The 25,944-nt window shown below is 52.8% G+C and carries 19 protein-coding genes and 1 other RNA gene; 6 read left to right on the plus strand and 14 right to left on the minus strand.

Annotation, left to right across the window (positions count from 1 at the left end; all coding sequences use genetic code 11):
* Positions 1 to 14 precede the first annotated feature (14 nt).
* From FHW66_RS06940 to gyrA, 14 genes are all read right to left on the minus strand, one after another.
* Entirely contained in the window at positions 15 to 1,460 is a 1,446-nt protein-coding gene (locus FHW66_RS06940; RefSeq protein ID WP_183379029.1) for a mannose-1-phosphate guanylyltransferase/mannose-6-phosphate isomerase, read from the minus strand.
* A 181-nt stretch (positions 1,461 to 1,641) separates the two neighbouring features.
* Positions 1,642 to 2,019: a helix-hairpin-helix domain-containing protein gene (locus tag FHW66_RS06945; protein WP_183379030.1), complete on the minus strand. Its 378-nt coding sequence runs from the start codon at positions 2,017 to 2,019 to the stop codon at positions 1,642 to 1,644.
* Positions 2,020 to 2,253: 234 nt separating this feature from the next.
* Positions 2,254 to 3,180 (minus strand): D-glycero-beta-D-manno-heptose-7-phosphate kinase, encoded by a 927-nt coding sequence (gene rfaE1 / locus FHW66_RS06950; RefSeq protein ID WP_183379031.1) that lies wholly within the window; start codon positions 3,178 to 3,180, stop codon positions 2,254 to 2,256.
* 4 nt (positions 3,181 to 3,184) lie between these two features.
* Complete coding sequence (locus FHW66_RS06955) at positions 3,185 to 4,561, minus strand: UDP-glucose/GDP-mannose dehydrogenase family protein (RefSeq protein WP_183379032.1); 1,377 nt, start codon at positions 4,559 to 4,561, stop codon at positions 3,185 to 3,187.
* Between the two features lie 87 nt (positions 4,562 to 4,648).
* Positions 4,649 to 5,824, minus strand: coding sequence for a lipopolysaccharide assembly protein LapB (lapB, locus tag FHW66_RS06960; RefSeq protein ID WP_183379033.1), 1,176 nt, complete (start codon positions 5,822 to 5,824; stop codon positions 4,649 to 4,651).
* Positions 5,825 to 5,840: 16 nt separating this feature from the next.
* A complete protein-coding gene (locus FHW66_RS06965; RefSeq protein WP_183379034.1) occupies positions 5,841 to 6,167 on the minus strand; it encodes a lipopolysaccharide assembly LapA domain-containing protein in 327 nt (108 codons plus the stop codon).
* A 257-nt stretch (positions 6,168 to 6,424) separates the two neighbouring features.
* Positions 6,425 to 6,730, minus strand: coding sequence for an integration host factor subunit beta (locus tag FHW66_RS06970; RefSeq protein ID WP_007876341.1), 306 nt, complete (start codon positions 6,728 to 6,730; stop codon positions 6,425 to 6,427).
* Positions 6,731 to 6,743: 13 nt separating this feature from the next.
* Positions 6,744 to 8,459 (minus strand): 30S ribosomal protein S1, encoded by a 1,716-nt coding sequence (gene rpsA / locus FHW66_RS06975; protein WP_183379035.1) that lies wholly within the window; start codon positions 8,457 to 8,459, stop codon positions 6,744 to 6,746.
* 225 nt (positions 8,460 to 8,684) lie between these two features.
* Positions 8,685 to 9,347 (minus strand): (d)CMP kinase, encoded by a 663-nt coding sequence (cmk, locus tag FHW66_RS06980; RefSeq protein WP_183379036.1) that lies wholly within the window; start codon positions 9,345 to 9,347, stop codon positions 8,685 to 8,687.
* A gap of 47 nt (positions 9,348 to 9,394) precedes the next feature.
* Positions 9,395 to 10,726, minus strand: a complete 1,332-nt coding sequence (gene aroA / locus FHW66_RS06985; protein WP_183379037.1) for a 3-phosphoshikimate 1-carboxyvinyltransferase — start codon at positions 10,724 to 10,726, stop codon at positions 9,395 to 9,397.
* Positions 10,727 to 10,820: 94 nt separating this feature from the next.
* On the minus strand, positions 10,821 to 11,705 hold the full coding sequence (locus FHW66_RS06990; protein ID WP_183379038.1) for a prephenate dehydrogenase/arogenate dehydrogenase family protein: 885 nt from the start codon (positions 11,703 to 11,705) through the stop codon (positions 10,821 to 10,823).
* 87 nt (positions 11,706 to 11,792) lie between these two features.
* On the minus strand, positions 11,793 to 12,866 hold the full coding sequence (gene pheA / locus FHW66_RS06995; protein WP_183379039.1) for a prephenate dehydratase: 1,074 nt from the start codon (positions 12,864 to 12,866) through the stop codon (positions 11,793 to 11,795).
* 168 nt (positions 12,867 to 13,034) lie between these two features.
* On the minus strand, positions 13,035 to 14,135 hold the full coding sequence (gene serC, locus FHW66_RS07000; protein WP_183379040.1) for a 3-phosphoserine/phosphohydroxythreonine transaminase: 1,101 nt from the start codon (positions 14,133 to 14,135) through the stop codon (positions 13,035 to 13,037).
* 81 nt (positions 14,136 to 14,216) lie between these two features.
* The gene (gene gyrA, locus FHW66_RS07005; RefSeq protein ID WP_183379041.1) at positions 14,217 to 16,868 is read right to left on the minus strand and encodes a DNA gyrase subunit A; all 2,652 of its coding nucleotides are present in this window, start codon (positions 16,866 to 16,868) and stop codon (positions 14,217 to 14,219) included.
* A 740-nt stretch (positions 16,869 to 17,608) separates the two neighbouring features.
* On the opposite strand from gyrA, the gene ompA reads away from it, so the two are divergent.
* The 6 genes from ompA (at position 17,609) to FHW66_RS07035 (ending at position 25,913) form a co-directional block, all read left to right on the plus strand.
* Positions 17,609 to 18,229 carry an outer membrane protein OmpA gene (gene ompA, locus FHW66_RS07010; protein ID WP_183379042.1) on the plus strand — a complete coding sequence of 207 codons (621 nt, stop codon included), beginning with the start codon at positions 17,609 to 17,611 and terminating at the stop codon, positions 18,227 to 18,229.
* Positions 18,230 to 18,365: 136 nt separating this feature from the next.
* Positions 18,366 to 19,061, plus strand: a complete 696-nt coding sequence (gene ubiG, locus FHW66_RS07015) for a bifunctional 2-polyprenyl-6-hydroxyphenol methylase/3-demethylubiquinol 3-O-methyltransferase UbiG (RefSeq protein WP_183379043.1) — start codon at positions 18,366 to 18,368, stop codon at positions 19,059 to 19,061.
* 116 nt (positions 19,062 to 19,177) lie between these two features.
* Entirely contained in the window at positions 19,178 to 19,837 is a 660-nt protein-coding gene (locus FHW66_RS07020) for an HAD family hydrolase (protein WP_183379044.1), read from the plus strand.
* A gap of 97 nt (positions 19,838 to 19,934) precedes the next feature.
* Complete coding sequence (locus tag FHW66_RS07025) at positions 19,935 to 23,543, plus strand: DUF748 domain-containing protein (RefSeq protein ID WP_183379045.1); 3,609 nt, start codon at positions 19,935 to 19,937, stop codon at positions 23,541 to 23,543.
* A gap of 87 nt (positions 23,544 to 23,630) precedes the next feature.
* Positions 23,631 to 23,991, plus strand: a transfer-messenger RNA (tmRNA) gene (ssrA, locus tag FHW66_RS07030).
* A 473-nt stretch (positions 23,992 to 24,464) separates the two neighbouring features.
* Positions 24,465 to 25,913 (plus strand): diguanylate cyclase, encoded by a 1,449-nt coding sequence (locus FHW66_RS07035; RefSeq protein ID WP_183379046.1) that lies wholly within the window; start codon positions 24,465 to 24,467, stop codon positions 25,911 to 25,913.
* Positions 25,914 to 25,944 lie beyond the last annotated feature (31 nt).

Consider the following 25,944-nt stretch of genomic DNA (forward strand, 5'->3'; position numbering starts at 1 on the left):
GGTTTTAATCGTCGTTACTTCCTGCCGTAGGTGTCATCAAAACGAACAATATCGTCTTCACCCAAATAACTACCTGACTGCACCTCAATCATTTCCAATGGAAATTTCCCAGGGTTCTCAAGCCGATGCTTGACGCCTAGCGGGATGTAAGTCGATTGATTTTCTGACAGCAGAAATACCTCTTCACCACGGGTAATACGAGCGGTCCCCTTGACGATAATCCAGTGCTCGGCACGATGATGATGCATCTGCAAACTCAACGAAGAGCCCGGATTAACTACAATACGCTTAACCTGGAAGCGCTCACCGGAATCAATGGAATCATACCAGCCCCAGGGACGGTAAATCTTGCGATGGGTCACTGCCTCACCACGCTGACTCTTTTTAAGCTGCGCCACGATTTGCTTGACTGCCGAGATTTTGTCCTTACTAGCGACCATGATGGCGTCTGGGGTCTCCACGATGATCAGGTTCTCAATACCGATGCCTGCCACCAGACGATCTTGGGCAAAAACAAGATTGTCCGAAGATTGCTCCAGCAACACATCCCCGCGCTGCACATTGCCTTGCGCATCTTTTTCGCAGACATCCCACAGGGCATCCCATGCCCCCACATCTGACCAGTCGGCATCGAGTGCAACAATGCGGCCATCAATACCAAGCGCATCGGCATCGGCGAGCTTTTCCATGACGGCATAATCGATCGAATCGGAAGGGCATGCTTCGAACGCCGCTCGATTGAGGCGGTAGAAATCATGATCTTGCTGCCCCCCCTCCAGCGCTGCACGACAAGCGCGGTCGATATCAGGTTCGAAATGGGCAATGGCACGCAACCAGACACTGGCGCGCATCATGAATAGACCGCTGTTCCAGAGATAGTCACCGCTCTCGATATAAGCTTGCGCCGTAGCGACATCCGGCTTTTCGACAAAACCGGCAATCTGGTGTGCTCCCTCAAGTTGCGCACCGCACTGGATATAACCATAGCCAGTAGCAGGTTGGTCAGCAACGATACCGAATGTGACGATACTGTCACCCAGTGCATGCGGCACAGCAGCACCAATAGCCTGTTGAAATGCTTCAACATTGCCAATCACGTGGTCGGCTGGCATCACCAGCAGAATCGGGTCGGCATTTCCCTTTACGGCAAGGAGGGCCGCCAGGGTGACCGCTGGCGCAGTATTGCGTCCGCATGGCTCAAGGATGATCTGATGGCTGGCTTTGCCAACAGCTCGCAGTTGTTCTGCCGTAATGAAGCGATATTCTTCGTTACAAACCACAATCGGCTCTGCGGCGAGCGCAAAGGCATCATGGTCGCTTTGCAAGCGCAATGCTGTGGCCTGCAGCATGGTGTCATTGCCAACCAGTGGAAGAAGTTGTTTGGGGTATTGTTCCCGTGACAGGGGCCACAAGCGCGTGCCAGAACCGCCGGAGAGAATGACTTGTTGCAGTGAAATCATCAGAGTGTCGTCAAATAAAAAAGGAACCTGCTTGTGCGTCCACCTAGCCTCCGCTCACGCCATATCAAGCTGGCATCAGAGCGTATCAGGTCGTCAATCGTATCATGGCAGACAAGGCAGCAAAATTAAAAAACCCCGCTTGCACGGGGTGATTGACGGCACAAATTACGACTTGGATTAATTAGTTCTTTGTCCCTGCCGCTTTGTTTGCAGCGTTGTTGACGTCATTTGGCAGCTTGTCACTGGCTTGACTACCCGAAACAGCTTTTTTGCCTGTCGTAGTCGTGGCATCACGCGATTTACCGTTGACTGTCAGACCGGCGTCCGAGAGTCGGACCGCACTTTTGCCACCGATACCTTTAACACGTGATTCAAAATCAGCCCAGTCCTTGAAGGAGCCTTTTTTCCGTTCCTCCAGAATCATGCTGGACTTGGCAGGACCAATACCCTTGATCCCATCCAGTGCAGCCTGATCTGCCTTGTTAACATCAACCTGCGCCATTGCGGAGCCCGCAATGACAGCAAGACCAAGAAATACCGCGACGACTTTTTTGAACATATTGTTCCTTTCTGAGGCGTGTTGCAGTCCAGGTGTGACATCACTTCTGTGACGCACACCACTGATTGCAAAGGGCAATCAGTGTGTCGGATTTTATAATGCCATCAGGAAACAATTGTTAAAAAAATAACATTTTGTTAAAAATCGTGTAATTTGGGATTCAACCACGATGGTTTTTTAGCTGCGTCTCAAACTGAACCTAGACTTAGCCTCAACTCCCAAGTAAACAGACGATTAAAGCGCCAACTCTTCCCGTGTGACTGTTGCAGTTCCGAGCTTGCCAACGACGATACCACCTGCCTGATTGGCAATGCTGACAGCTTCTGGCAACGCGACTCCGTTACCCAGCATGACTGCCAAGGTCGCGATGACGGTATCACCAGCACCCGAGACATCAAAGACCTCGCGTGCGAGAGCAGGAAAATTGACTACCTGATTTTCCTGATACAGGGTCATACCCTCTTCCGAGCGCGTGAGTAACAAGGCATCCAATGCCAGCGACTTGCGCAGATTTTGTGCCTTAGTGGTCAGTTCTTCTTCTGTTTTCCACTGGCCGACAATCCGGATCAGCTCGGAACGATTGGGCGTGAGGATGGATGCTCCCGCATAACGGGAAAAATCATCTCCCTTGGGATCCACCAGGATGCGTTTGCCGTGCTTTCTGGCCACAGCAATCATGTCAGCAACGTTGACCAGACTACCCTTGGCGTAATCGGAGAAAATGATCACATCATAATTGTCGACCAGCGCATTGAACTGGGTCAGCTTGTCTCGCAATACCGTATCGGTAGGCGCATCCTCAAAATCGACGCGCACCAGTTGCTGCTGGCGACCAATCACACGCAATTTGATGATGGTGGAAATGGCCTGATCACGGGCCATGTAACTGCTGACACCGAGTTCCCGCAACAGTGTCTCGACTGCACGACCGGCTTCGTCGTCGCCAATCACGCCCAGTAACCCGGTTGTGGCACCCAGCGTGGCCGCATTGCGCGCGACATTGGCGGCGCCACCCAGACGCTCTTCACTGCGCTCAACCCGCACTACTGGCACTGGCGCTTCGGGAGAGATACGATTGACTTCACCGAACCAGTAACGGTCCAGCATGATATCGCCTACGATCAGAATACGGGCGCGCTCAAGAGAAGTAAGTGTCGTCATTGACTTAAGCCTTGGTGAGAATGGAACGTCCTATGCCGTGATATTCGATCCCTGCATCAGCCATCACTTGCGGTTCGAACAGGTTGCGGCCATCAAAAATAACCGGTGATTTGAGCTTGGCTTTGAGCTGCGCAAAATCAGGGCTACGGAAGGCCTTCCACTCCGTCACAATCGCCAGTGCATCCGCGCCTTCCAGCGCAGCCATCGGGCTGTCACTGAAGACGATACGCGCAAACGCCTGCTGATCGCCCTCAAAATCAAGTTGCAATACGCGCTTGGCTTCGGTCATCGCAACTGGATCGTACACCGCCACCGTTGCGCCACGACGAATCAATTCGCCCAGCAATACGCGCGACGATGCTTCACGCATATCATCGGTATTAGGCTTGAAGGCTAGTCCCCACAGCGCAAAATGCTTGCCTTGGAGATCTTCACCAAAACGCGTGACAATCTTGTTGCCCAATACGTGCTTCTGGTGATCATTGACCTGCTCTACAGCGCGCAGGATGTGCAGTTGCTGACCGTAGTCACGCGCAGTGCGCTCCAACGCCTGTACGTCTTTCGGGAAGCAGGAGCCGCCATAGCCGCAACCAGCGTAAAGGAAACTATGCCCAATACGGGGATCGGAGCCAATACCATGACGTACCGCTTCAATGTCAGCCCCCACCTTGTCAGCCAGATTGGCTAACTCGTTCATGAAGGAAATACGCGTCGCCAACATGGCGTTGGCCGCATATTTGGTAAATTCAGCGGAACGCACATCCATCCAGTAGGTACGCTCGTGATTGCGATTGAACGGTGCATACAGCGTCTTCATGACCGCATAGGCCTGCATGCCTTGCGCAGTCTGATTATGGCCGATCACGATACGATCGGGACGCATGAAATCTTCAACCGCCGCACCCTCTTTCAGAAACTCTGGATTTGAAACGACCGAGAAGCTGGCATCTTGTACGCCACGCTGCTGCAATTCCTGGGAAATTGCAGCGTGTACGCGGTCAGCAGTACCGACCGGGACGGTCGACTTGTCAACGATCACCTTGAAGCCAGTCATGTGCTTGCCGATATTACGGGCCGCGGCCAGGACGTATTGCAAGTCAGCAGAACCATCTTCGTCAGGCGGAGTACCAACAGCGATAAACTGCACTTCACCATGAGCGACGCTGGCCGCCACATCGGTCGAAAAAGTAAGACGACCGGCAGCACGATTACGGGCGACAACATCTTCCAGTCCTGGCTCATGAATCGGGATGCCGCCATTGTTGAGGATATCCACTTTGTTCTGATCAACGTCCAAGCAAAAAACATCATTACCCAGTTCGGCCAGACAAGCCCCAGTCACCAAACCTACATAGCCGGTGCCAATAATCGTAATTTTCATAATCTTCCTGCAAGTGCAATTTAAGAATGCGAAACCGTATGCGCTAGTGTACCGCCCGGCGAATCAAGGAATCCGCCAGACAGGATACTAGTTCATCACATTGAGTTCTTCGGTGCGACGTGGCGGATAGGTTTCCCAATGATTGCAGCCAGGGCAATGCCAATAAAACTGACGTGCCTTGAAGCCGCAGTGCGTGCACTGATAACGTGCCAGCTTTTGGGTATAGCTATGCACCAACGTCTTCACCACCGCCAGTTCTGGACGTATCTCGCTTGTCGCAATCAACATGCGCGCTTCGAGGAACTTATCCAGGCCGAGTAACGTTGGGGTGCGCCGTAATTCATCACTGACGAGTTGATTGGCAGCTTCGACGCCATCAAGCTCGAGTACCGCCTTGAACACGACTTCGAGCAAATCGATTGAAGGTGCCTCGGCGAGGTAGGAGCGAAGGAGATTGAGCCCTTCCTGCATGCGACCAACCGCTTGATAACCATCTAGCAGGCGCTGCGCCACCAGTGCCACGTGCGGTACGCTTTGATGTTCGACACGACGCCACGCAAGCAAGGCAGCCTCGACATCACCCTTGGCAAGATGTACATCGCCCAGCAGAATGTTGGCACGCACACTCTTGCGATCGGCATTGAGTGCTTTTTCCAGCATGTTCATGGCGGCGTCAGGATGGGTATGCACCAACTCATCTTCGGCCAGCTCACAATAGAATTGAGCGATTTCCCGCTGACGACCACCTGCGCCTGCGGCTTGCAGCGTTTCGGCAGCTTCAATCGCACGTGCCCACTCCTTTTCACGCTGGTAAATTTCCAGCAAGGCGCGGCCCGCTTGGGCCCCATATTGGGTATCACTCAAAAGATTGAAGGTTTCTTCCGCGCGGTCCAGCAAACCGGCTTTGAGATAGTCCTGTCCTAGCTCATATTGGGCGTGCGCCTTGTGCTCGGCAGGCAGATCGGGACGAGCCAGCAAGTTCTGGTGCACACGGATGGCGCGCTCTGTCTCGCCGCGCCGCCGGAACAAATTACCCAGCGCAAAATGGAGCTCGGCTGTTTCCGGATCAAGCTTGACGATTTCGATGAACGCATCAATTGCCTTGTCCGGCTGTTCATTGAGCAGGAAATTCAAACCTTTAAAATAGCCGCGCGGGAGCGTGCGCGACTCGGAAATCAACTGGTTGATATCCACCCGAGCAGCAATCCACCCAAGACCGAAAAAAACCGGAATACCAAGCAACCACCAGAATTCAAATTCCATACGAAGTCGTTATCGTTTATATAAGATGCTGCGGTGGAACCACACTATCAGGTTGGGGCGGCTGTTTTTCCGCCGCTTTCTGCTCTTCCCACTGCTTGTGCAGAAGCGCAACTGCCTTTTTGTGACGTGCCGCCTCCCGGCGATGCCGGAACAGGGTTGGCGTCATGGCCAGCACACCAAGTACGGCACCAGCAACAAAGAATGCCAACAAGATTAACACCAAAGGATCGGTGCGCTCGTAACCGAGGAGAAAATGTAGCGTGACTTCCTGCGTATTTCTGAGCGCAAAGAAAAAGAAAAGAATGAACAGGATTGCGGCTATTACTCGGGTAATTATCTTCATGGCACACATCCTTTTAGCGGGTTTAGCGGTCGGTTGGTGCTGACATCCGGGCAAGATCTTACCTGCCTGTGTACCAAAACACATCCAGAACAACAACCGAACTTCATGCCTGACATCAATACTGCTACAGGTTCGAAATTGTACGTGAAAAAAAACGGCATCCAAAGATGCCGTCTGATTTATTAGGCGCTATTTACATCAATTGCTACGCCTGATAACTAGTTCCGTATTGCACTGCAATGACTGACACCAAGCGATCAATCTTCCTTGATGGGTTGCCCCACCATGGCGTCGACTCGCTCACGCAATTCCTTTCCGGGCTTGAAGTGCGGCACACGCTTTTCCGGCACCATCACTTTATCACCCGATTTAGGATTGCGACCGATGCGAGGCGGCCTGCGATTCAACGCAAAGCTGCCAAAACCACGGATCTCGATACGTTGGCCGGTTGCAAGAGCATCGACCATCGCATCGAGTATGGTTTTGACCGCGTAATCCGCATCCTTGGCGACAAGTTGCGGATAACGTTCAGCCAGGCGAGCGATCAGCTCAGACTTGGTCATTATGCTCGACGAATCAGTTCTTGTTGTCGAGCTTTGCCTTCAGCAGTGCACCCAGGCTGGTTGTGCCAGAGGCGGCATTCGAATCTGCCGACATCTTTTGCATTGCTTCCTGAGTTTCAGCATTGTCCTTTGCCTTGATCGACAACTGGATGCTGCGTGCCTTACGGTCGATGTTGATGACCAATGCTTCAACGCTGTCGCCAACCTTCAGATGTGTACCAGCATCTTCAACGCGATCGCGCGAGATTTCGGATGCACGCAGGTAGCCTTCAACTTCTTCAGACAACTGAATCACTGCGCCCTTTGGCTCAACCGACTTAACTGTACCGGTAACCAGTGCACCCTTGTCGTTGATGGCAGCGAAGTTGTTGAATGGGTCGCCTTCGAGTTGCTTCACGCCCAGGGAAACGCGCTCGCGCTCGACGTCGATTGCCAGAACAACGGCTTCCAGCTCGTCGCCCTTCTTGAAACGGCGTACAGCTTCTTCGCCGGTTTCCGTCCAGGACAGGTCGGACAGGTGAACCAGACCGTCGATGTTGCCGGTCAGGCCGATGAACACGCCGAAGTCGGTGATCGACTTGATTGCGCCCTTGACCTTGTCGCCCTTCTTGTGGCTGATCGCGAAGTCGTCCCATGGGTTCGGCTTGCATTGCTTCATGCCCAGGCTGATACGACGACGCTCTTCGTCGATCTCCAGAACCATGACTTCCACTTCGTCGCCCAGCTGGACAACCTTGTTTGGTGCCACGTTCTTGTTGGTCCAGTCCATTTCGGAAACGTGTACCAGACCTTCGATACCTTGCTCGACTTCCACGAATGCACCGTAGTCGGTCAGATTGGTAACCTTACCGAACAGACGTGTACCTTGTGGGTAACGACGCGACAGACCTGTCCACGGATCGTCGCCCAATTGCTTGACGCCCAGCGAAACACGGTTCTTCTCTTGATCGTACTTGAGGACCTTGGCAGTGATCTCTTGACCAACTGTGAGCACTTCCGAAGGATGACGCACACGACGCCATGCCAGGTCGGTGATGTGCAGCAGACCATCGATACCACCCAGATCGACGAACGCACCGTAGTCGGTGATGTTCTTGACGACACCGGTAACCACGGTGCCTTCTTTCAGGGTTTCCATCAGCTTTTGACGCTCTTCGCCCATCGAAGCTTCGATGACAGCGCGGCGCGACAGCACCACGTTGTTGCGCTTGCGGTCCAGCTTGATGACCTTGAATTCCAGGGTCTTGCCTTCGAAAGGCGTTGTGTCCTTGACTGGACGTGTGTCCACCAGCGAACCTGGCAGGAACGCACGGATGCCGTTGGTCAGAACGGTCAGACCGCCCTTGACCTTGCCATTGACAGTACCAACCACGATCTCGCCAGACTCCATCGCCTTTTCCAGGGAGAGCCACGATGCCAGACGCTTGGCCTTGTCGCGCGACAGGATGGTGTCGCCGAAACCGTTTTCGAGCGACTCAATAGCTACGGAGATGAAGTCACCGACGTTGACTTCGAGCTCACCGTTGTCATTTTTGAATTCTTCGATAGGAATGAAGGCTTCCGACTTCAGGCCTGCGTTAACGATAACGAAGTTATGGTCAAGACGGACAACTTCAGCGGAAATAACTTCACCAGAACGCATGTCTTGACGCGACAGCGATTCTTCAAACAGCGCTGCAAATGCATCAGCGCCAGCGGCTCCAGGAGCCAGGACAGTAGTGGTAGACATAGAATTAAGAAAGGTGTTGGCCAATATTTGATCGCATTCATTCGCATCATTTGCCTCAGTGAAGCTAGAGACTTGAAGCTACTGACGAGAGATATAGAAGGCGTTAAATAATGGGTTTAGGTTTATCAACACTCGTCAGACTTTGCATCCGGCGAGCACCAATGGCACTACAGGTACTTCAAAACAGCAAAAACAGCTTTTGATACAGATTTTTCAAACAAACAACTACAACGCTGCGTACCAACCAAGTACCTGTTTCACCGCCTCATCGGCTGACATGTCAGAAGTATCCAGTAGATAAGCCTCTTGCGCTGGCTTGAGCGGAGCAGAGGAACGACTCATGTCGCGCGCATCGCGCTCCCTCAAATCCCTTGAAAGATCGTCCATATTAGCAGGAAAACCCTTGTCAATCAATTGCTTATAGCGCCTTTGTGCCCTTGCTTCTACGCTGGCAGTCAAAAATACCTTCAGCGGCGCATGCGGAAAGATCACGGTTCCCATGTCACGACCATCCGCTACGAGCCCTGGTGCCTTGCGAAAGCTCAGTTGCAGTCCGAACAGTGCATGCCGGACCGTTGCTAAAGTTGCAATTTTTGATGCAATGTTCCCCACCTCTTCCGCCCGAATGGCATGTGAGACATCTTCATTCGCCAGATAAATGTGCGCACCATCAAAGTGGCAGTTTAGATGCTCGGCTGCCTTGGCCAGCGCGTGCTCATCATTCAAGGCAATACCACGACGGATTGCCGACAAGGCAGTCAGGCGATACAGTGCACCAGAGTCTAGGTAGTGAAACCCTAGCTGATTGGCAACTTGTTGCGCGACGGTACCCTTACCCGATGCAGTTGGGCCATCAATGGCAATCACAGGAAAATTAGCGGTGGTCATAGGTGTTCCGGTTGGTTCTTTGCGTATCCACTCAAATCCTCAGGGGATCAGATCAATGTCTGCTCGGCAATATGCCGGAACACACTGAAATAATCAGGAAAGGTCTTGGCGACACACTTGGGATCATTGATACGCACCCGCGTGCCCTGCCGCGCCACACCATCCAGTGATGCTAGTGAGAAGCACATCGCCATGCGATGATCGTCATAGGTCGCAATACTTGCCGGCGTGAGTTGCGCTGGGGGCGTCACACTCAGATAATCAGGTCCTTCTTCGACAGTGGCACCCAGCTTGCGCAACTCGGTCGCCATTGCACTCAAGCGGTCGGTTTCCTTGACGCGCCAGCTCGCGATATTTCGCAATACGCTGGTGCCGTCGGCATAGAGCGCAGCTACCGCAATCGTCATGGCCGCATCAGGAATGTGATTGAAATCGGCATCGATTGCCTTGAGCACACCATTGGAGGATGCTTCAATCCAGTTTTCACCCATAACGATCTGCACACCCATCTGACGTAGCGCCTCAACAAAGCGCACATCCCCCTGAATACTGTCCCGCCCGACGCCTTCGACGCGCACTGGCCCGCCAGCAATTGCACCGGCCGCCAAAAAGTACGAAGCCGAGGAAGCATCACCTTCAACATGAATGGTGCCTGGACTGGCGTAATGCTGCCCAGCCGCAATCGAGAAGGATTGCCAGCCATCGCGTTGCACTTCCACACCAAAGCGACGCATCAGATTGAGTGTGATTTCAATATAGGGCTTGGAAATGAGCTCACCAACCACGTCAATGACCATTTCTTCATGACGTGCCATCAGTGGCGCCGCCATCAACAATGCCGTGAGGAACTGACTGGAAACATTGCCGCGGACTTTCATCCGATGCGCATTGAGCGCACCGCGTCGAATATGCAACGGCGGATAGCCAGGATTGCCGGTGTAGTCAATGCGCATGCCAACCGCATTGAGCGCATCGACCAGATCACCGATGGGCCGCTCATGCATGCGCGGCACGCCATGTAACTTGTAATCACCACCGATCACTGCCAGCGCCGCCGTCAGAGGACGAATCGCGGTGCCCGCATTGCCCATGAATAAATCCGCCTGATGCACCGGCAGGATGCCGTTCACACCATGCACAATGTAGTCCTGCGTATCACCAACCTGCTGCCACTTGACGCCCAGTTGCTGCAGCGCCATCAACATCACAAGCGTGTCATCTGAAGCCAGCAAATCCTTGATCGTGGTTGTGCCGCGCGACAAGGCTGCCAATAGCAAAATACGATTGGAAATACTTTTCGATCCCGGCAGCTTGACCGTGCCCTGCATATGCGCCACCGGCGTCAGATCAATATGGTGCGGATAGGAAGCTTGCTTCATCACTTTACTCTTCAAATAGGTTGACTGCACATCGCAAGACAAGATGGCAGCATGGATACCGCGCAAGGATCCGTTGATGACGGCTGCAGCACATTCAGTTGCCCGCAGGCGCTACCGGCTCAATCGAATTGAGCCAGCTATGCCTTGCCTGCTGGGCATTGGCATATATTTTTTCAATCCCGTCAGCATCGCGCTCAACCAGCATCTTGCGCATTCGAATCAATTGCACCAGGTAGGCATCCATTTCATGCAGCAAGGCAGCACGATTGGCCATGGAAATATCGCGCCACATTTCGGGCGATGAGCCGGCGATCCGGGTGAAGTCACGGAAACCACTGGCGGCATATTGGAACAGGATATCCGCATGTGGCTTGGAAGCAATATCATCAACCAGTGCAAATGCCAGCAGATGCGGCAAATGGCTCACAGAGGCAAATACCGCATCATGCTCGGCAGGGGTAAGAGTATGAATGACAGCGCCACATGACTGCCACGCCTGTTGCACCCGTGCGATATCGGCGGGCTGATTCTCTGGCAAGGCCGTGATGACAACTTTCTTGCCCTGATATAAGTCAACCAATGCCGCTTCTGGTCCATTTTGCTCACCGCCGGCAATCGGATGCCCCGGCACGAATTGCGCAACCTTGTCACCTAACGCAGCACGTGCTGCCGCGACCACGTTTGCCTTGGTACTCCCCGCATCGGTCACGACTGTATTCGCCCCCAGATACGGTGCAATACGGGCCAGAATTGCTTCAGTCTGCGCCACCGGCGCGGCCAGCATAACCAGATCCGCGTCCTGCAATGCAGCCTCGTCGGATTGACCAATCTCATCGATGATTCCCAACTGGAGTGCCCGCTCCATTGACGACAGCGAACGTCCCATACCCACCACGCGCTGCACCGAACCGGCACGTTTGAGCGCCAGCGCGAATGAACCGCCAATCAGACCAACCCCGAAAACAACAATTTTTTTCACGATATTCGACCCAAAACCAAATCAACGTCCGCAGGCAAGCGACATTCCACAGCGATCAACCGAGATCAATGGCGATCCGCAGCAGATTCACAACGCGAGCGGATAGGAGCCCAGCAATTTGAAAAATGCAGCATTCTGTTTCAGCTCGGCCAGCGCTTTGGCAACCTTGTCGTCTTGCTCATGCCCCTCAAGATCGACATAGAAATAATATTCCCAGGCACCCATGCGGGCCGGACGCGATTCAAAGCGCGTCATCGACACCCCATGCTGCGCCAGCGGCGCCAGCAGCTTGTAGACTGCACCCGCCTGATTCGGCACTGATAAAACAATTGAAGTTTGATCGCGTCCCGAGGGCGCAGTTTGCAAACGTCCGATCACTGCGAAGCGGGTCCTGTTATGAGGATCATCCTGAATGTGCGCATTGACAGTCTGCAAGCTGTACTTCTGACCAGCAATAGCGCCAGCAATGGCTGCTACGGTGACATCTTCACTGGCCATACGCGCCGCTTCCGCATTGGAGGCGACGGCCTGGCGCTCGACGTTGGGGTAGTTTTGATTGAGCCAAGCATTGCATTGTGCCAACGCTTGCGAGTGCGCACAGATCCGTGTAATACCCTGCATGCCCCCCTCTTTGCTCATCAGACTATGATGCACAGGGATGGAGATTTCACCGCTGATACGCAGCGTCGTCTGGAGCAACAAGTCGAGGGTGCGATTAATCACACCCTCAGAGGAATTTTCGACAGGAACCACGCCAAAATCGGCAGTGCCAGCTTCCGCATCGCGAAATACTTCGTCAATGGAAACACATGGCAAGCCCTCAACGGCATGACCAAACTGCTGATACACAGCCTGCTCGCTGAAGGTTCCCTCGGGCCCCAGATACGCGACCGCGACACGCTTTTCCAGCGCACGGCAAGCCGACATGACTTCGCGAAAAATAGTTTGAACATCGTTGCCCAGCAAGGGCCCAGGATTACGTTCAGCAGCCTTGCGCAAGACTTGTGCTTCGCGCTCGGGGCGAAATACAGGCGCATTGGTTTCTGCCTTGACATGCCCGACTTCCTGCGCCAGACGTGCACGCTGATTCAGCAGATCCAGGATTTGCGCGTCGATGGCATCAATCTTTTGACGCAGTGGCAAAAGTTTATCGTCACTCATGAATATCTTTCTTGTTGAGCTGTCATATCGCAGCCAGCTGCTGTCAATGCATGCCGCGAGCGATGCACATCAGGCAGCGAAAAGCCACGCATATCAAACCGCCCCATGCAAATGGCAGCGGCATGATCTAAAGAACATTTACTGGCGGACACATCGCTCAGCCGGTTTTTAATGGGTGCGCTCGAACTCGCGGAGATACTCCACCAGTGCCTGCACACCCTCAAGGGGCATCGCGTTATAAATCGATGCTCGCATGCCGCCGACCGACTTGTGGCCCTTCAGCTGCAACAGGCCACGCTCTTTAGCGCCGGCCAGGAAGATGTCATTCAAGCTGTCATCGTGCAAGAAAAACGGAACGTTCATACGCGAACGACTGTCCTTGGCGATGCGTGTCTTGTAAAAATCCGTACTATCCAGGTAGTCGTACAACAAGCCAGCCTTGGCAATGTTACGACGCTCCATTTCAGCCACACCACCCTGTCGCTTAAGCCACTGGAAAACCAGTCCAGCGATGTAGATCGCGTAGGTCGGCGGGGTGTTATACATGGAGTCGTTATCAGCAACAATCTTCCAGTCAAACGCCGATGGACAAATCGGCAAGGCATGACCCAGCAGATCTTCTCGCACAATCACAATTGTGAGACCGGCAGGCCCGATGTTTTTCTGGGCACCACCGTAGATCACGCCATATTTCGATACATCGAGAGTACGCGACAGAATATGTGACGACATATCCGCCACCAGCGGTGCGTTATTGGTGTCAGCAGCGACATCCGGCGTAAATTGATATTCCACACCATCAATGGTTTCATTGGTGCAGAGGTGAACGTAGGCGGCATTGTGCGACAATTTCCAGCTTTCACGGGCCGGGATGCTGGCAAACTTTTCCGCCTCGGAAGAAGCGGCCACATTGACTTCGCAATAACGACGGGCTTCCTTGATCGACTTGACTGACCAGGAACCGGTATTGATATAGTCCGCCACACCTGGTTGAGCTCCGCCACGCAAGGCAGACAGATTCATCGGAATAATGGCATTCTCGGCGATCGCACCACCCTGCAGAAACAGGATCTTGTAGTTGGCCGGCACGGCAAGCAGCTCGCGCATGTCACGCAAGGCAGCCTCAATGATGGACATGTATTCCTTGCCGCGATGACTCATTTCCATCACGGACATGCCACTGCCGTGCCAGTCCAGCATTTCATCTGCCGCCTGCTGCAGCACCTCTTTCGGCAGTACGGCCGGACCCGCGGAAAAATTGTAGATCATGTTTTGAAGTAAAAAACAAAGGAAGCAAAGCAAGCAAAAAAGGAAACGACCGGAATCCGGTCGTTTCGTGGTGACACTAACTTATTGCAGAGGATCACCCTCTGCATCACCCGGCGTGGCTTCGCCGCCCTCAGCAGCATCAAGATCAGCCTCGGCATCCGACTCCACCACACGCTGCAAGCCGCTCAGCTTGGTGCCGTCTTCAACAGCAATCAGGGTCACACCCTGGGTAGCACGCCCCATTTCACGGATCTCCGCGACACGGGTACGGATCAACACGCCACCAGTGGTGATGAGCATAATTTCATCGCTTGGCTCCACCAGCGTTGCAGCGACCACCTTGCCATTGCGCTCACTGGTCTGAATCGCAATCATGCCCTTGGTGCCGCGGCCGTGGCGAGTGTACTCGGTAATTGGCGTACGCTTTCCGAAGCCATTCTCGGTCGCAGTGAGCACCGATTGCTGTTCGTTTTCAGCAACCAGCAAGGCAATAACCTGCTGAGTGTCTTCCAGATTCATACCACGCACACCACGCGCCGTACGACCCATCGGACGCACGTCATTCTCATCAAAGCGCACAGCCTTGCCGGCGTCGGAGAATAGCATCACATCGTGCTGACCATCTGTAAGTGCTGCGCCAATCAGGAAGTCGCCCTCATCCAGATCCACGGCGATGATGCCTGCCTTACGTGGATTACTGAAGTCCGACAACGGCGTCTTCTTGACGGTACCCAGACTGGTTCCCATGAAGACATAGCGATCTTCTGGGAAGGTACGGTTTTCACCTGACAGCGGCAAAATGACCGTAATTTTCTCGCCATCCTGCAAAGGGAACATGTTGACGATAGGCTTGCCACGCGAATTGCGCGAACCTTGCGGCACTTCCCAGACTTTCAGCCAGTAGAGACGGCCACGGTTGGAGAAGCACAAAATATAGTCATGCGTATTGGCGATGAAGAGTTGATCGATCCAGTCATCATCCTTGGTTGCCATCGCTTGCTTACCACGACCTCCACGCTTTTGCGCACGATATTCGGACACCGGTTGCGATTTCATATAACCGGTATGCGATAAGGTCACCACCAGATCCTGTGGTGTAATCAGATCTTCCGTGCCCAGATCGGTCGCGTTAAGCTCGATCTGCGAGCGACGCTCATCCTTGGCGCCAATACCAAAGTCGTTCTTGGCCGCATTCAATTCATCGGTGATGATCGCTGTCACGCGCGCCGGTTTGGCAAGAATATCCAGCAAGTCAGCGATTTGCTCCATCACTTCCTTGTACTCATTGACGATCTTGTCTTGCTCAAGTCCGGTCAGGCGTTGCAGACGCATTTGCAGGATTTCCTGCGCCTGATCGTCGGACAACTTGTACAGACCATCGGTTTGAATACCGTAGTGAGTCGGCAGATTTTCTGGACGGAAGGCGCTGATGCCGCCTGTGTTTTCCGCACCTGTGCGCGCGAGCATCTCACGTACCATGGAGGAATCCCAGGCGCGTGCCATCAATTCAGTTTTAGCGATTGGTGGTGTCGGCGCCGCACGGATGATAGCGATGAAATCATCAATATTAGCCAGCGCAACAGCCAGACCTTCAAGCACGTGGCCACGTTCGCGCGCCTTGCGCAATTCAAAAATGGTGCGACGGGTGACAACTTCGCGTCGATGTGACAGGAAGCATTCCAGCATTTGCTTAAGATTCAGCAGCTTCGGCTGACGGTCTACCAGCGCCACCATATTCATGCCAAAGGTGTCTTGCAGCTGCGTCTGCTTATACAGATTATTGAGTACAACCTCCGGAACTTCGCCGCGCTTGAGCTCAATCACGACGCGCATACCCGACTTGTCGGATTCATCACGCAGATCAGAAATACCATCGAGCTTTTTCTCGCGTACCAGCTCCGCGATGCGTTCCAGCAAAGCCTTCTTGTTAACCTGATACGGCAACTCGTCGACGATGATTGCGGTACGCGCCTCACGACCATATTCTTCAAAATGGGTCTTGGCGCGCATGACGACACGTCCACGGCCAGTACGATAACCATCACGCACACCGGACACGCCATAGATAATTCCGCCAGTAGGGAAGTCTGGCGCGGGAATCAGCTCGATCAGCTCATCGACCGTGCAATTCGCATTGGACAGCACATGCAAGGCACCATTGATGACTTCGGTAATATTGTGGGGAGGTATATTTGTCGCCATGCCCACCGCAATACCGGAGGAACCATTGATCAGCAGGTTCGGAATCCGGGTCGGCAGTACAGACGGCTCTTTTTCCTTGCCGTCATAGTTGGGATCAAAATCGACCGTTTCCTTCTCGATATCAGCCAGCAGTTCATTGGCAATCTTATCCAGACGACATTCGGTGTACCGCATTGCCGCAGCGCCATCGCCGTCGATGGAGCCAAAATTACCCTGGCCATCAACCAGCATGTAGCGCAGGGAGAAGTCCTGCGCCATACGCACAAGCGTGTCATAAATAGAGGCGTCGCCATGCGGGTGGTATTTACCCATGACTTCACCGACCACACGTGCACATTTGACGAACGGACGATTCCAGACGTTGTTCATTTCATGCATCGCGAACAACACACGGCGATGCACCGGCTTGAGGCCGTCACGCACGTCCGGCAGAGCACGCCCAACAATCACGCTCATGGCGTAATCGAGGTAGCTCTTGCGCATCTCTTCTTCAAGAGAAATGGGGATGGTTTCTTTAGCGAATTGATCCATTGGCAAGTCGGAAGGTGTTGATTTTGGTTATTCAATCAGACCCCACAACATCCACCCGATAGAGACCAGCAAAGGATTTCTACCAAGCACATGCGGGGACGACTTCAAACCATAGATTCTAGCATGCCAACTTTTGTTACCGCGCCTTTTAGCGCGCTTACCTCACATAGTGGCACTGACTTGGCAGACTTCCATCCAGGATCGAAACAGGGAAAAACATGATTCGGAAGTACTCAATCAAAATCGGAAAAATCATGACCACCTAAAACCATGACGAAGACGATGAAAATCCCTGTGGAAATATTTATTGCCTGAAACCAATCACGCAGCAATATCAAATTAACAACCAGGGCACATCAGAAAAATCCGAAAAAAAACTTCCCGAACAGAAATTGACAACTTGTTCACGCCACCTCTAGCAGTATAATTACTAGGTCAACAAGCTTGAAAGCACAGGTTTTTCTCGCAAAAGCTGGCAATTTGAACAACAAAAATTTTCAGTTTCTGGCGGCAAATACACTGTTACCAAAAAACAACAGAGTATTAAAAACGTTGATTGGACTATTTGGCAACGTTCGCCGATTGCACCAGCCTGTGGCAGAATGGCGACTAAGTTCATTGCATGGCCCTAGCTGATATGGGGCCATGTGACGACCTGAACACATGATATTATTCGTTTTTTTGATGTCGTAATTTTGTAGCGCAGTTTATCTGCGGATATCTCACCCGAGAGGAGAAACATGAACAAATTAGCAAAACTCGTCTTCGCTGCTGCGTCCGCAGCAATCGCATTTTCCGCGACTGCCCAGGAAATCAAGGACATCAAGGTTCGTCCTAACAGCCTGTTCGCGCAAGACGGCCGTGACGTTGTCGTCCGTGACCCATTTGGTCTGTGCTGGCAAACTGCCTTCGCAAATGGTCCTTGCGAAACACCACCTGCTGCTCCAGCTCCAGTTGCTGCCCCAGCAGCTCCGAAGCCAGCTCCTGCTGCTGCTGCTCCAACATCGCAAAAAGTCACCTACGCTGCTGATGCGTTCTTTGATTTCGACAAGGCAGTTCTGAAGCCAGCTGGTAAAGACAAGCTGAACGAACTGGTTGCAAACCTGAAGGGTCTGAACCTGGAAGTCATCATCGCTGTTGGTCATACCGACTCCGTTGGCACTGTTGCTTACAACCAAAAACTGTCGGTACGTCGCGCTGAAGCTGTTAAGGCATACTTGGTTTCCAAGGGTGTCGAAGCTAACCGTGTCTACACAGAAGGCAAGGGCAAATCGCAACCAGTCGCAGACAACAAAACTGCAGCTGGCCGCGCCAAGAACCGCCGCGTTGAAATCGAAGTTGTTGGTACACGCACCAACTAATCGAGTTTCAATCGATGAAAACCCCGCCTCGGCGGGGTTTTTTTACGTCCGAATGCGTAGTGTAATACCGTTGCTTGACTGCTATTTTTAGGAAGCATCTGAGAGCAGAGAACGACTTTCGGCTATCATTGAGGACATGAATGCTGATCCTCAAGAACTCAAAAAATTTAGTGACCTCGCCCATCGCTGGTGGGATCCCACTTCCGAATTCCGCCCCTTGCACGAGATCAATCCGCTACGCCTGGAGTGGATCAATAATATCGTTGCCCTGTCGGGAAAGACGGTTGTCGACGTAGGCTGCGGAGGCGGCATCCTGGCCGAATCAATGGCCAGAAAAAATGCCAAAGTCACAGGTATCGACCTCTCGGATAAAGCCTTGAAGGTTGCCGACCTGCACAGCATGGACTCCGGCGTACAAGTGCGTTACGAGAAAATTTCTGCAGAAGACCTCGCAGCTCGCGAGCCTGCGCAATTCGACGTCGTCACCTGCATGGAAATGCTCGAGCACGTACCAGATCCAGCCTCGATCGTGCGTGCTTGCACGGCGCTGGCGAAGCCGGGAGGTCAGGTATTTTTTTCCACGCTCAATCGCAACATCAAGTCGTATCTGTTTGCCATTATTGGTGCAGAGTATGTATTACGTCTGCTGCCACGCGGTACGCATGATTACGCGAAGTTCATCACGCCTGCTGAGCTCACACGCTTCGTGCGTGAAGCTGATCTCGAATTTCATTCGATCAAGGGAATGACCTACAATCCCCTGACGAAGATCTATTCGCTCAATCAGGATACTTCCGTGAACTACATGATCGCCTGTCGCAAGCCGATTTGAGTCGCGTCGCTCTGTCAGCGGCATGCCCTCACTACGGCCGTGTCCTTACCTGATTTATCTGCGACATGTCGGTTCAACGCACAGGTTAATTGCCATTTTCTCTACCCAGGTTCGCCATGTTTGAGTCACAACCTCGCGCTATTCTTTTTGATCTTGATGGCACGCTTGCCGACACGGCCCCAGACCTGGCTGCTGCCGTCAATGTATTACGTACTGAGCGCGGACTGGCCCCGACTCCTTATACCCAATTAAGACCAGTCGCATCAGCAGGTGCGCGGGGGCTGATTGGTGCCGCCTTCGGCATTAAACCCGATCATGCAGACTATGAAGCGCTGCGCGTCGCGTTTCTTGATACTTATGCAGCCAATATTGCAGTCGCAAGCCAACTTTTTGAAGGCGTTCCAGAACTGCTGAAGCAACTGCAATCACGCGGGCTAGCCTGGGGCATCGTGACCAACAAAGCCGCCCGCCTCACCGATGCACTGGTACCGCAGATCGCACTGGGACATGCAGGCTGCGTTATCTCCGGCGATACCACGCCCCATCCCAAACCTCATCCGGCACCACTGTTTGAAGCAGCCAGCCGGCTTCAGGTTGCCGCACAGGATTGCTGGTACGTTGGTGATGACTTACGCGATATTCAAGCTGGACGTGCTGCCGGAATGAAAACAATCGCAGCCGCCTGGGGTTACTGCGGGCATGTCGAGCCGAGCTCCTGGGAGGCCGATGTAGTATTGCACGAGCCCATGGAGCTACTCAATCTGCTGAAATCCTGAATCTAAATGAGGCCGCATGAACCTGCGGCCATCAAGCATCACTGAACCAATAAGCCAAGGCACCGATTGATGCGTTGACCTGTTGAGAGGAGCCCCCATGTCCCAACCTCCCCGACCATCCCGCCCCGTTTGGCTGCGGCGCAGCATACGCTGGGGAAGCGTGATTCTTTCACTTTGGCTCCTGTTCGCGCTGGTAAGCTGGCTCAGCCTTCCTGCCCTGATCAAAAAGACAGCGATTGAACAGACCCAGGAAAAAATTGGCCGCCGTCTCAGTATCGAGCAAATCCATTTCAATCCATTTCAGCTCTCGATCACCGCCGACAACGTCGTGCTCTACGAAGAAGATCAGGTCACTCCCGCTTTCAGTGCCCAAGAACTGCTGATCAACGCCTCCTCCACCTCACTGGTCCGTGTCTCGGCCATTTTCGATGAGGTCAAACTGGTCGCGCCCAAGCTTCATCTGGTGCGGCTCAATGCCGATGGGTTTGGTCATTACAATTTTTCGGACGTGCTGGATCGTGTACTGGCCTTACCCAAAAGCGAGGACAAGACTTACTTTTCGCTCGCCAACCTGAACCTGCAGAAGGGCAGTATCGCATTCGACGACAAGGTCACCGGAAAGACGATTGCAATCGAGAAACTCAATATCGGCATACCGCAGCTGTCAAACCTGCCACGCAATATCGACACTTTCGTACAGCCAAATTTATCGATGACGGTTAATGGCACACCGTTTTCGCTCAAGGGCCGCAGCAAACCATTTGCCGATTCGCTCGACACCGTTCTAGCGATTGACATCGATCAACTCGACATCGCCAGCTATCTTCCGTTTTCACCCGTCGCGTTGCCGGTCGCGATTCAAAGTGCCAGCCTGTCAACACGACTGGATTTGCACTTCAGTCGCAACGCGACACAACCGCAGATCAGCATGGATGGCAACATCCGCCTGGCCAATCTTGCAGTGCAGGACAAAAATGCCGCACCACTGCTCAAACTTGATGCCATCGAGGCGCAGATCAAGCAATTTGACCCCATACATCTCAATGGTGTTATCGATGAAATCAAGATCGACCACCCACAACTTTGGGCAGACCTCAATCAGCGCGGCGAATTGAACTGGATGCAGATCGGCAAAGACCGAAGCGTCGCTCAGTCCAAGACATCTGCAGAGACGGCAAAGGACAAGCTCCTACTTCCGGCAATGACGGTCAACAAATTCAGCCTGCATGACGGCCTCGTCAACTGGACTGATGCTGCCAATGCCTCGCCCCGTCAGACAATTCAACTGGACAATATCAATATCGTAGGCACAAAGCTGGCAACACCGTCAAACGCACCACCAGGAACGATCAGCGTATCCATGCGCGAAAACGGTCAGGGGACCATTGGTCTGACAGGAGAAGTCACGCCGACGACCGGCAATATCAATGCCCAGATCCGTCTCAGCGCCATACAGCTAAGCGGCTATCAACACTACCTGAGTCGCGCACTAAACGGAAGACTCAGCGGAGAACTGTCCGGACAGACAACGCTACAGAGCGATGGCAAGAACATACGCCTGAGCAAGCTCGGGCTGACACTGAACAACCTGCAAGCCAACGTCAACACAACAGCGACGACGCCACGTAACAAGCCCATCATCAGCATTAGCAATATTGCGCTCGAGGATGCAAGCCTGGACATGCAAAGCCGCAGGATCGATGCCTCCGCACTGCACATCGCAGGCCTCAAAGGCGATCTGCAACGCAGTACAAATGGCAGTATCAATCTACTGGAACTGATAGCAACGCCACCCGCATCGCCCCACCCGGCAACCGTTGAAAGCGCGCAGACAACCATGCCGAATACCCCAGCATGGCAAGCCAGACTTGGCACGTTTGCACTCACCGATGGTACCGTGTCGTACCAGGATGCCAGCGTCGTGCCTACACAGAAACTGCGAGTCAGCAGTGTCGATCTGAAGGTCAACAATCTCTCATCGACACTCGATCAGAGCAGCAAGATATCCCTGCAGGCCAAGCTCAATCAGGTCGGCAAACTGATCATCACAGGTCAATCGGCACCGCATCTGAAATCAGTCGCACTCGATCTCGACGCACAGAATCTGCCGATTGCCCCCTTCCAGTCCTACTTCACCGACTATCTGAACGTGTCGCTCACCAGTGGCACGATCAGCGCCAAAGGCAAACTCGCGCTAACTCCGCCGCTGGGCAAGCAAAAACTGGCACTATCCTATGACGGTGGCGGCAATCTGGGTAATCTGCGCTTGCTCGACAAGCTCAGCGGTGCCGATTTTCTGAAATGGCGTGCACTGAACCTGCAAGGCATCCATGCCAAGATCGGCGAAGAACCAAAGATCATCCTCGACAAGGTGAGCTTGTCGGATTTCTATGCACGTGCGATTTTGTCGGATCAAGGACAATTGAATCTGCAAAATATTCTGGTTCACAAGGATGACAGCAATAGCGCCTCACCCGCTACCACCTCAGCAAGTACCGGCAAGCCCGCACTGATCCGGATAGGACAAACGGTGCTCCAGGATGGCAACATCAACTACACCGATAACTTCGTCAAACCCAATTACTCCGCCAACATGACGGGCATGAGCGGCAGCATTGGCAGCATCGCGTCAGACCAATCCACCCCGGCAGCAATCGATCTGCACGGCAAGATCGACAATGATGCGCCATTGCAGATTTCCGGCACGCTCAACCCCTTGTTCAAGCCGATGTTCCTCGACATCAAAGCCAGTGCAAATGGCGTACAACTCCCGCGACTGACACCCTACTCGGCCAAATATGCTGGCTACCCGATTACCAAGGGTAAGCTATCCATGGATGTTCAATACAAGATAGAGAACGACAAACTGGTCGCACAGAATGATATCCGGATTGAGCAACTGAGTTTCGGCGATCACGTCGACGGACCCAATGTGACCAAGCTGCCGGTGATGCTGGCGATATCCTTACTCAAAGACCGGAATGGCAATATTGAACTCAATCTGCCGATTTCGGGCTCACTCTCGGATCCGCAATTCTCCATCGGCGGCGTGATTCTGCGCGTCATTGGCAATTTGATCGTCAAGGCCGTGACCTCTCCGTTTGCGCTGATCAATTCCCTGTTTGGCAACGGCCACAGCGATGAATTGAACACCATCGAATTTGCGCCAGGCTCTGCCGAATTGACTGCCTCCATACGCAACAAGCTTGACACGCTGGGTTATGCGTTGCATCAGCGCCCCGCTCTGAAGATTGATGTGATGGGCCGGGTCGATCCAGCGACTGATATGGACGGCCTGCGCCTGGATCAACTGAACCAGAAAATCCTCTCACTCAAACGTCTCGACAGCGCAAAAAAAAGGAATCAAAGCGACACCGATGCCGAACAAGTCACGGAAGACGAGCGCAACAAGTATGTAGGACAGATTTATGACAGCAGCCGATTCAAGAAGCCGCGCAATGTAATTGGATTGGCAAAGACACTTCCAGCTGAGCAAATGCAGGAATTTATCCTGAGAACTATGCAGATCAGCGAAGATGATTTACGTGATCTGGCCCAGCGCCGCGCCGATCTGGTTCGCAATTACCTGCAGGACCAGAGCATCATCGCCGCTGACCGTATTTATTTGATTGCGCCCAAACTCAATGCAGAAGGGATAAATGATAAATCCACAGGCAGCCGGGTTGAGCTCATCATGAAACCGTGACTGCATGCGGTGTCGCACTGATTTTGTAGCGACAATGGCAATAGCGGTGCAGTCAGGTACAGGCTGCGTTATAATACGAGCCTGCATGGGGCCGACTTGGTTTCGACGTGGGTTGCAAAGCAGCGCAGGGCATACCGAGGCCTGACTACCTCGTAAATACAATCAGAAATTATATAACTGCAAACGGTAACTCGTACGCACTGGTCGCTTAATCGCGGTTAGCTCTACACCATCTCGTCTCTGGGGTGGGCTGGCAACAGCAGTAGAGTCATTTACAGAGAATCGCTTTAAATCGGGTCACTTGATTTAGGGCTAAACTTAAGGTGACTCGCCTTAACGCAGCGTGCGCGTCCGCGTCGTTCGGGTTAAATCAAATGGCAGCGCTAAGTATGTAGAACTGTCTGTAGAGTGCTTGCGGACGCGGGTTCAATTCCCGCCGGCTCCACCAAAACACGGTAGTACGAAAGACCATCAAAGACCACGTAAGACATTGATACTAAATGTTTTTTCGTGGTCTTTTTTGTTTGTAGGGGTGCTCTTTAATTGTCTCTGACTTAGCACGTATTTAGCACGCAAAAGCTAGTCTATCTGGCTGACATGCCCCCACAAATTGCCCCAGCAGCGACCGAGTTGGACCCCAAGTGTATTGCAGCAAAGTCACTAACTGTACATTGGGATACTTTTACGGAGGAAGGTCACCGGATGGTGCCGTCGGCGGGGCGAATCCCGTTTTGCACGCATCACGGCGGCGCGCCGGACAATATCGCAATGCTAATCAAAGTCTTAATACATAAACAACAATATTTCCCGCCGGCAAGGCATGCACAATGTTGTAAATAACGTTGGGATATTCCATCACATCGGAGCATACTGCCAAGAATGTTGATTTGATCAAGCTCTAGTTAGGGACGAGGAGCTGCCATGACTTATACCCGCCGAGCAACAGATGGTTCCAGCGTCAGCCCCTCCTTGACTGCTGACCAAGATGCATCGCCAGCGACCCGTATCGCAAGTTGGACGCAACGTTTGACCGCCATGCGTATTGTTGCTGTGCTGGGTGTGATCACAATCATCCTGTCACCATTTGCGCAAGTCAAAATACCCTTGGTTTTGGCATTTCTCCCCGCCTATCAATCCATTGTGATTGTCGCTTACCTGATCACTTCTTATCTGATCCACATGCAATTTCAAGCGACGCGAATAGTATCACTTCTTCACCTGAGTGCAGCCAGTCTTTATACTGCCGGTGTCTTGATTGCCCAGTTTCTATCCTTCCCGAATGCCTTTATTGCCAATACTCAGCTATTAGGCGGAGCGCAAACTACGATTTGGTTATGGGCCTATTGGCATGTAGGTCCTGCCGTTGGTATTTTATTTTATGCATGGGCTGAATATCGTCATCCCAATCGCCTCAGCGATAACCCTGATCGTTCGACAATGCTGACAGCGCTTGTGCTGTGTGCCGTATTTGCCTTCACGATTGCATCAGTCACAATTTTTAAGAAGTGGCTGCCGGTGATGGATATTAACGGCGATTACAGCAGAGCTGATGTGATCGGTGTAGCGCCAGCAATTCAAATTGCGTTGGCGATATCGCTGCTGGTTCTATGGAGAGCCAGTCGTCTCCGTACCGTATTGCACGTGTGGCTAGGCGTGGCAGTATTTGCACTATTTTGTGACAATGCACTAACGATGATGGCCGGTAGTCGACTGACCTTGGGCTGGTACGTCGGTCGCGCTAACGCCTTGCTGTCGGCGACCTTGATCATGTGTGTTTATTTGCGTGAAATCCGACGCGCTTATATGCACACTGCCATGATGGCTGGGAAATTGATTGTGTCCAATGCCGAACTTGCCATCCGCGTCGACGAAGCAAGAATCGATGCCCTGACCAAACTACCGATGCGAGACATGCTTCTGGAACAAGCTGACAACATGAGGATGGCAAGTGTAGAAGCAGGCGCCGGTTTCGCTACGTTATTTATTGATTTAGATGGCTTCAAGAATATTAACGACCGCTTTGGTCATGAGCACGGAGATATCGTTTTAATCCGCGCAGCCGATGCAGTCAGCTCATTGTTACGTGAACAAGATATCGCTGGACGCATTGGTGGTGATGAATTTGTAGTCTGCCTAACCGCCCCTGGTGATAATTTGCAAAAAATTGCCACCAAACTATCAGAGAGAATCGTTGAGAAGATCGCCAAGATCGGCGAAGGGATTGGTGCTAGCGTTGGCATCAGCGTATCCAATACCAGTATTGATGAAGCAATACGCCAAGCGGATGAGGCAATGTACGATTCAAAAAAGGCGGGACGCAACCGAAGCACCATATATCGCCCCAAACCTCAACTTGTCCAGCATGCTTGAACAACCATTCAGTGTGAGTCCGTTGCACTCA

It is taken from the genome of Herbaspirillum sp. Sphag64, assembly GCF_014192645.1.
Classification (GTDB): domain Bacteria; phylum Pseudomonadota; class Gammaproteobacteria; order Burkholderiales; family Burkholderiaceae_D; genus Herbaspirillum.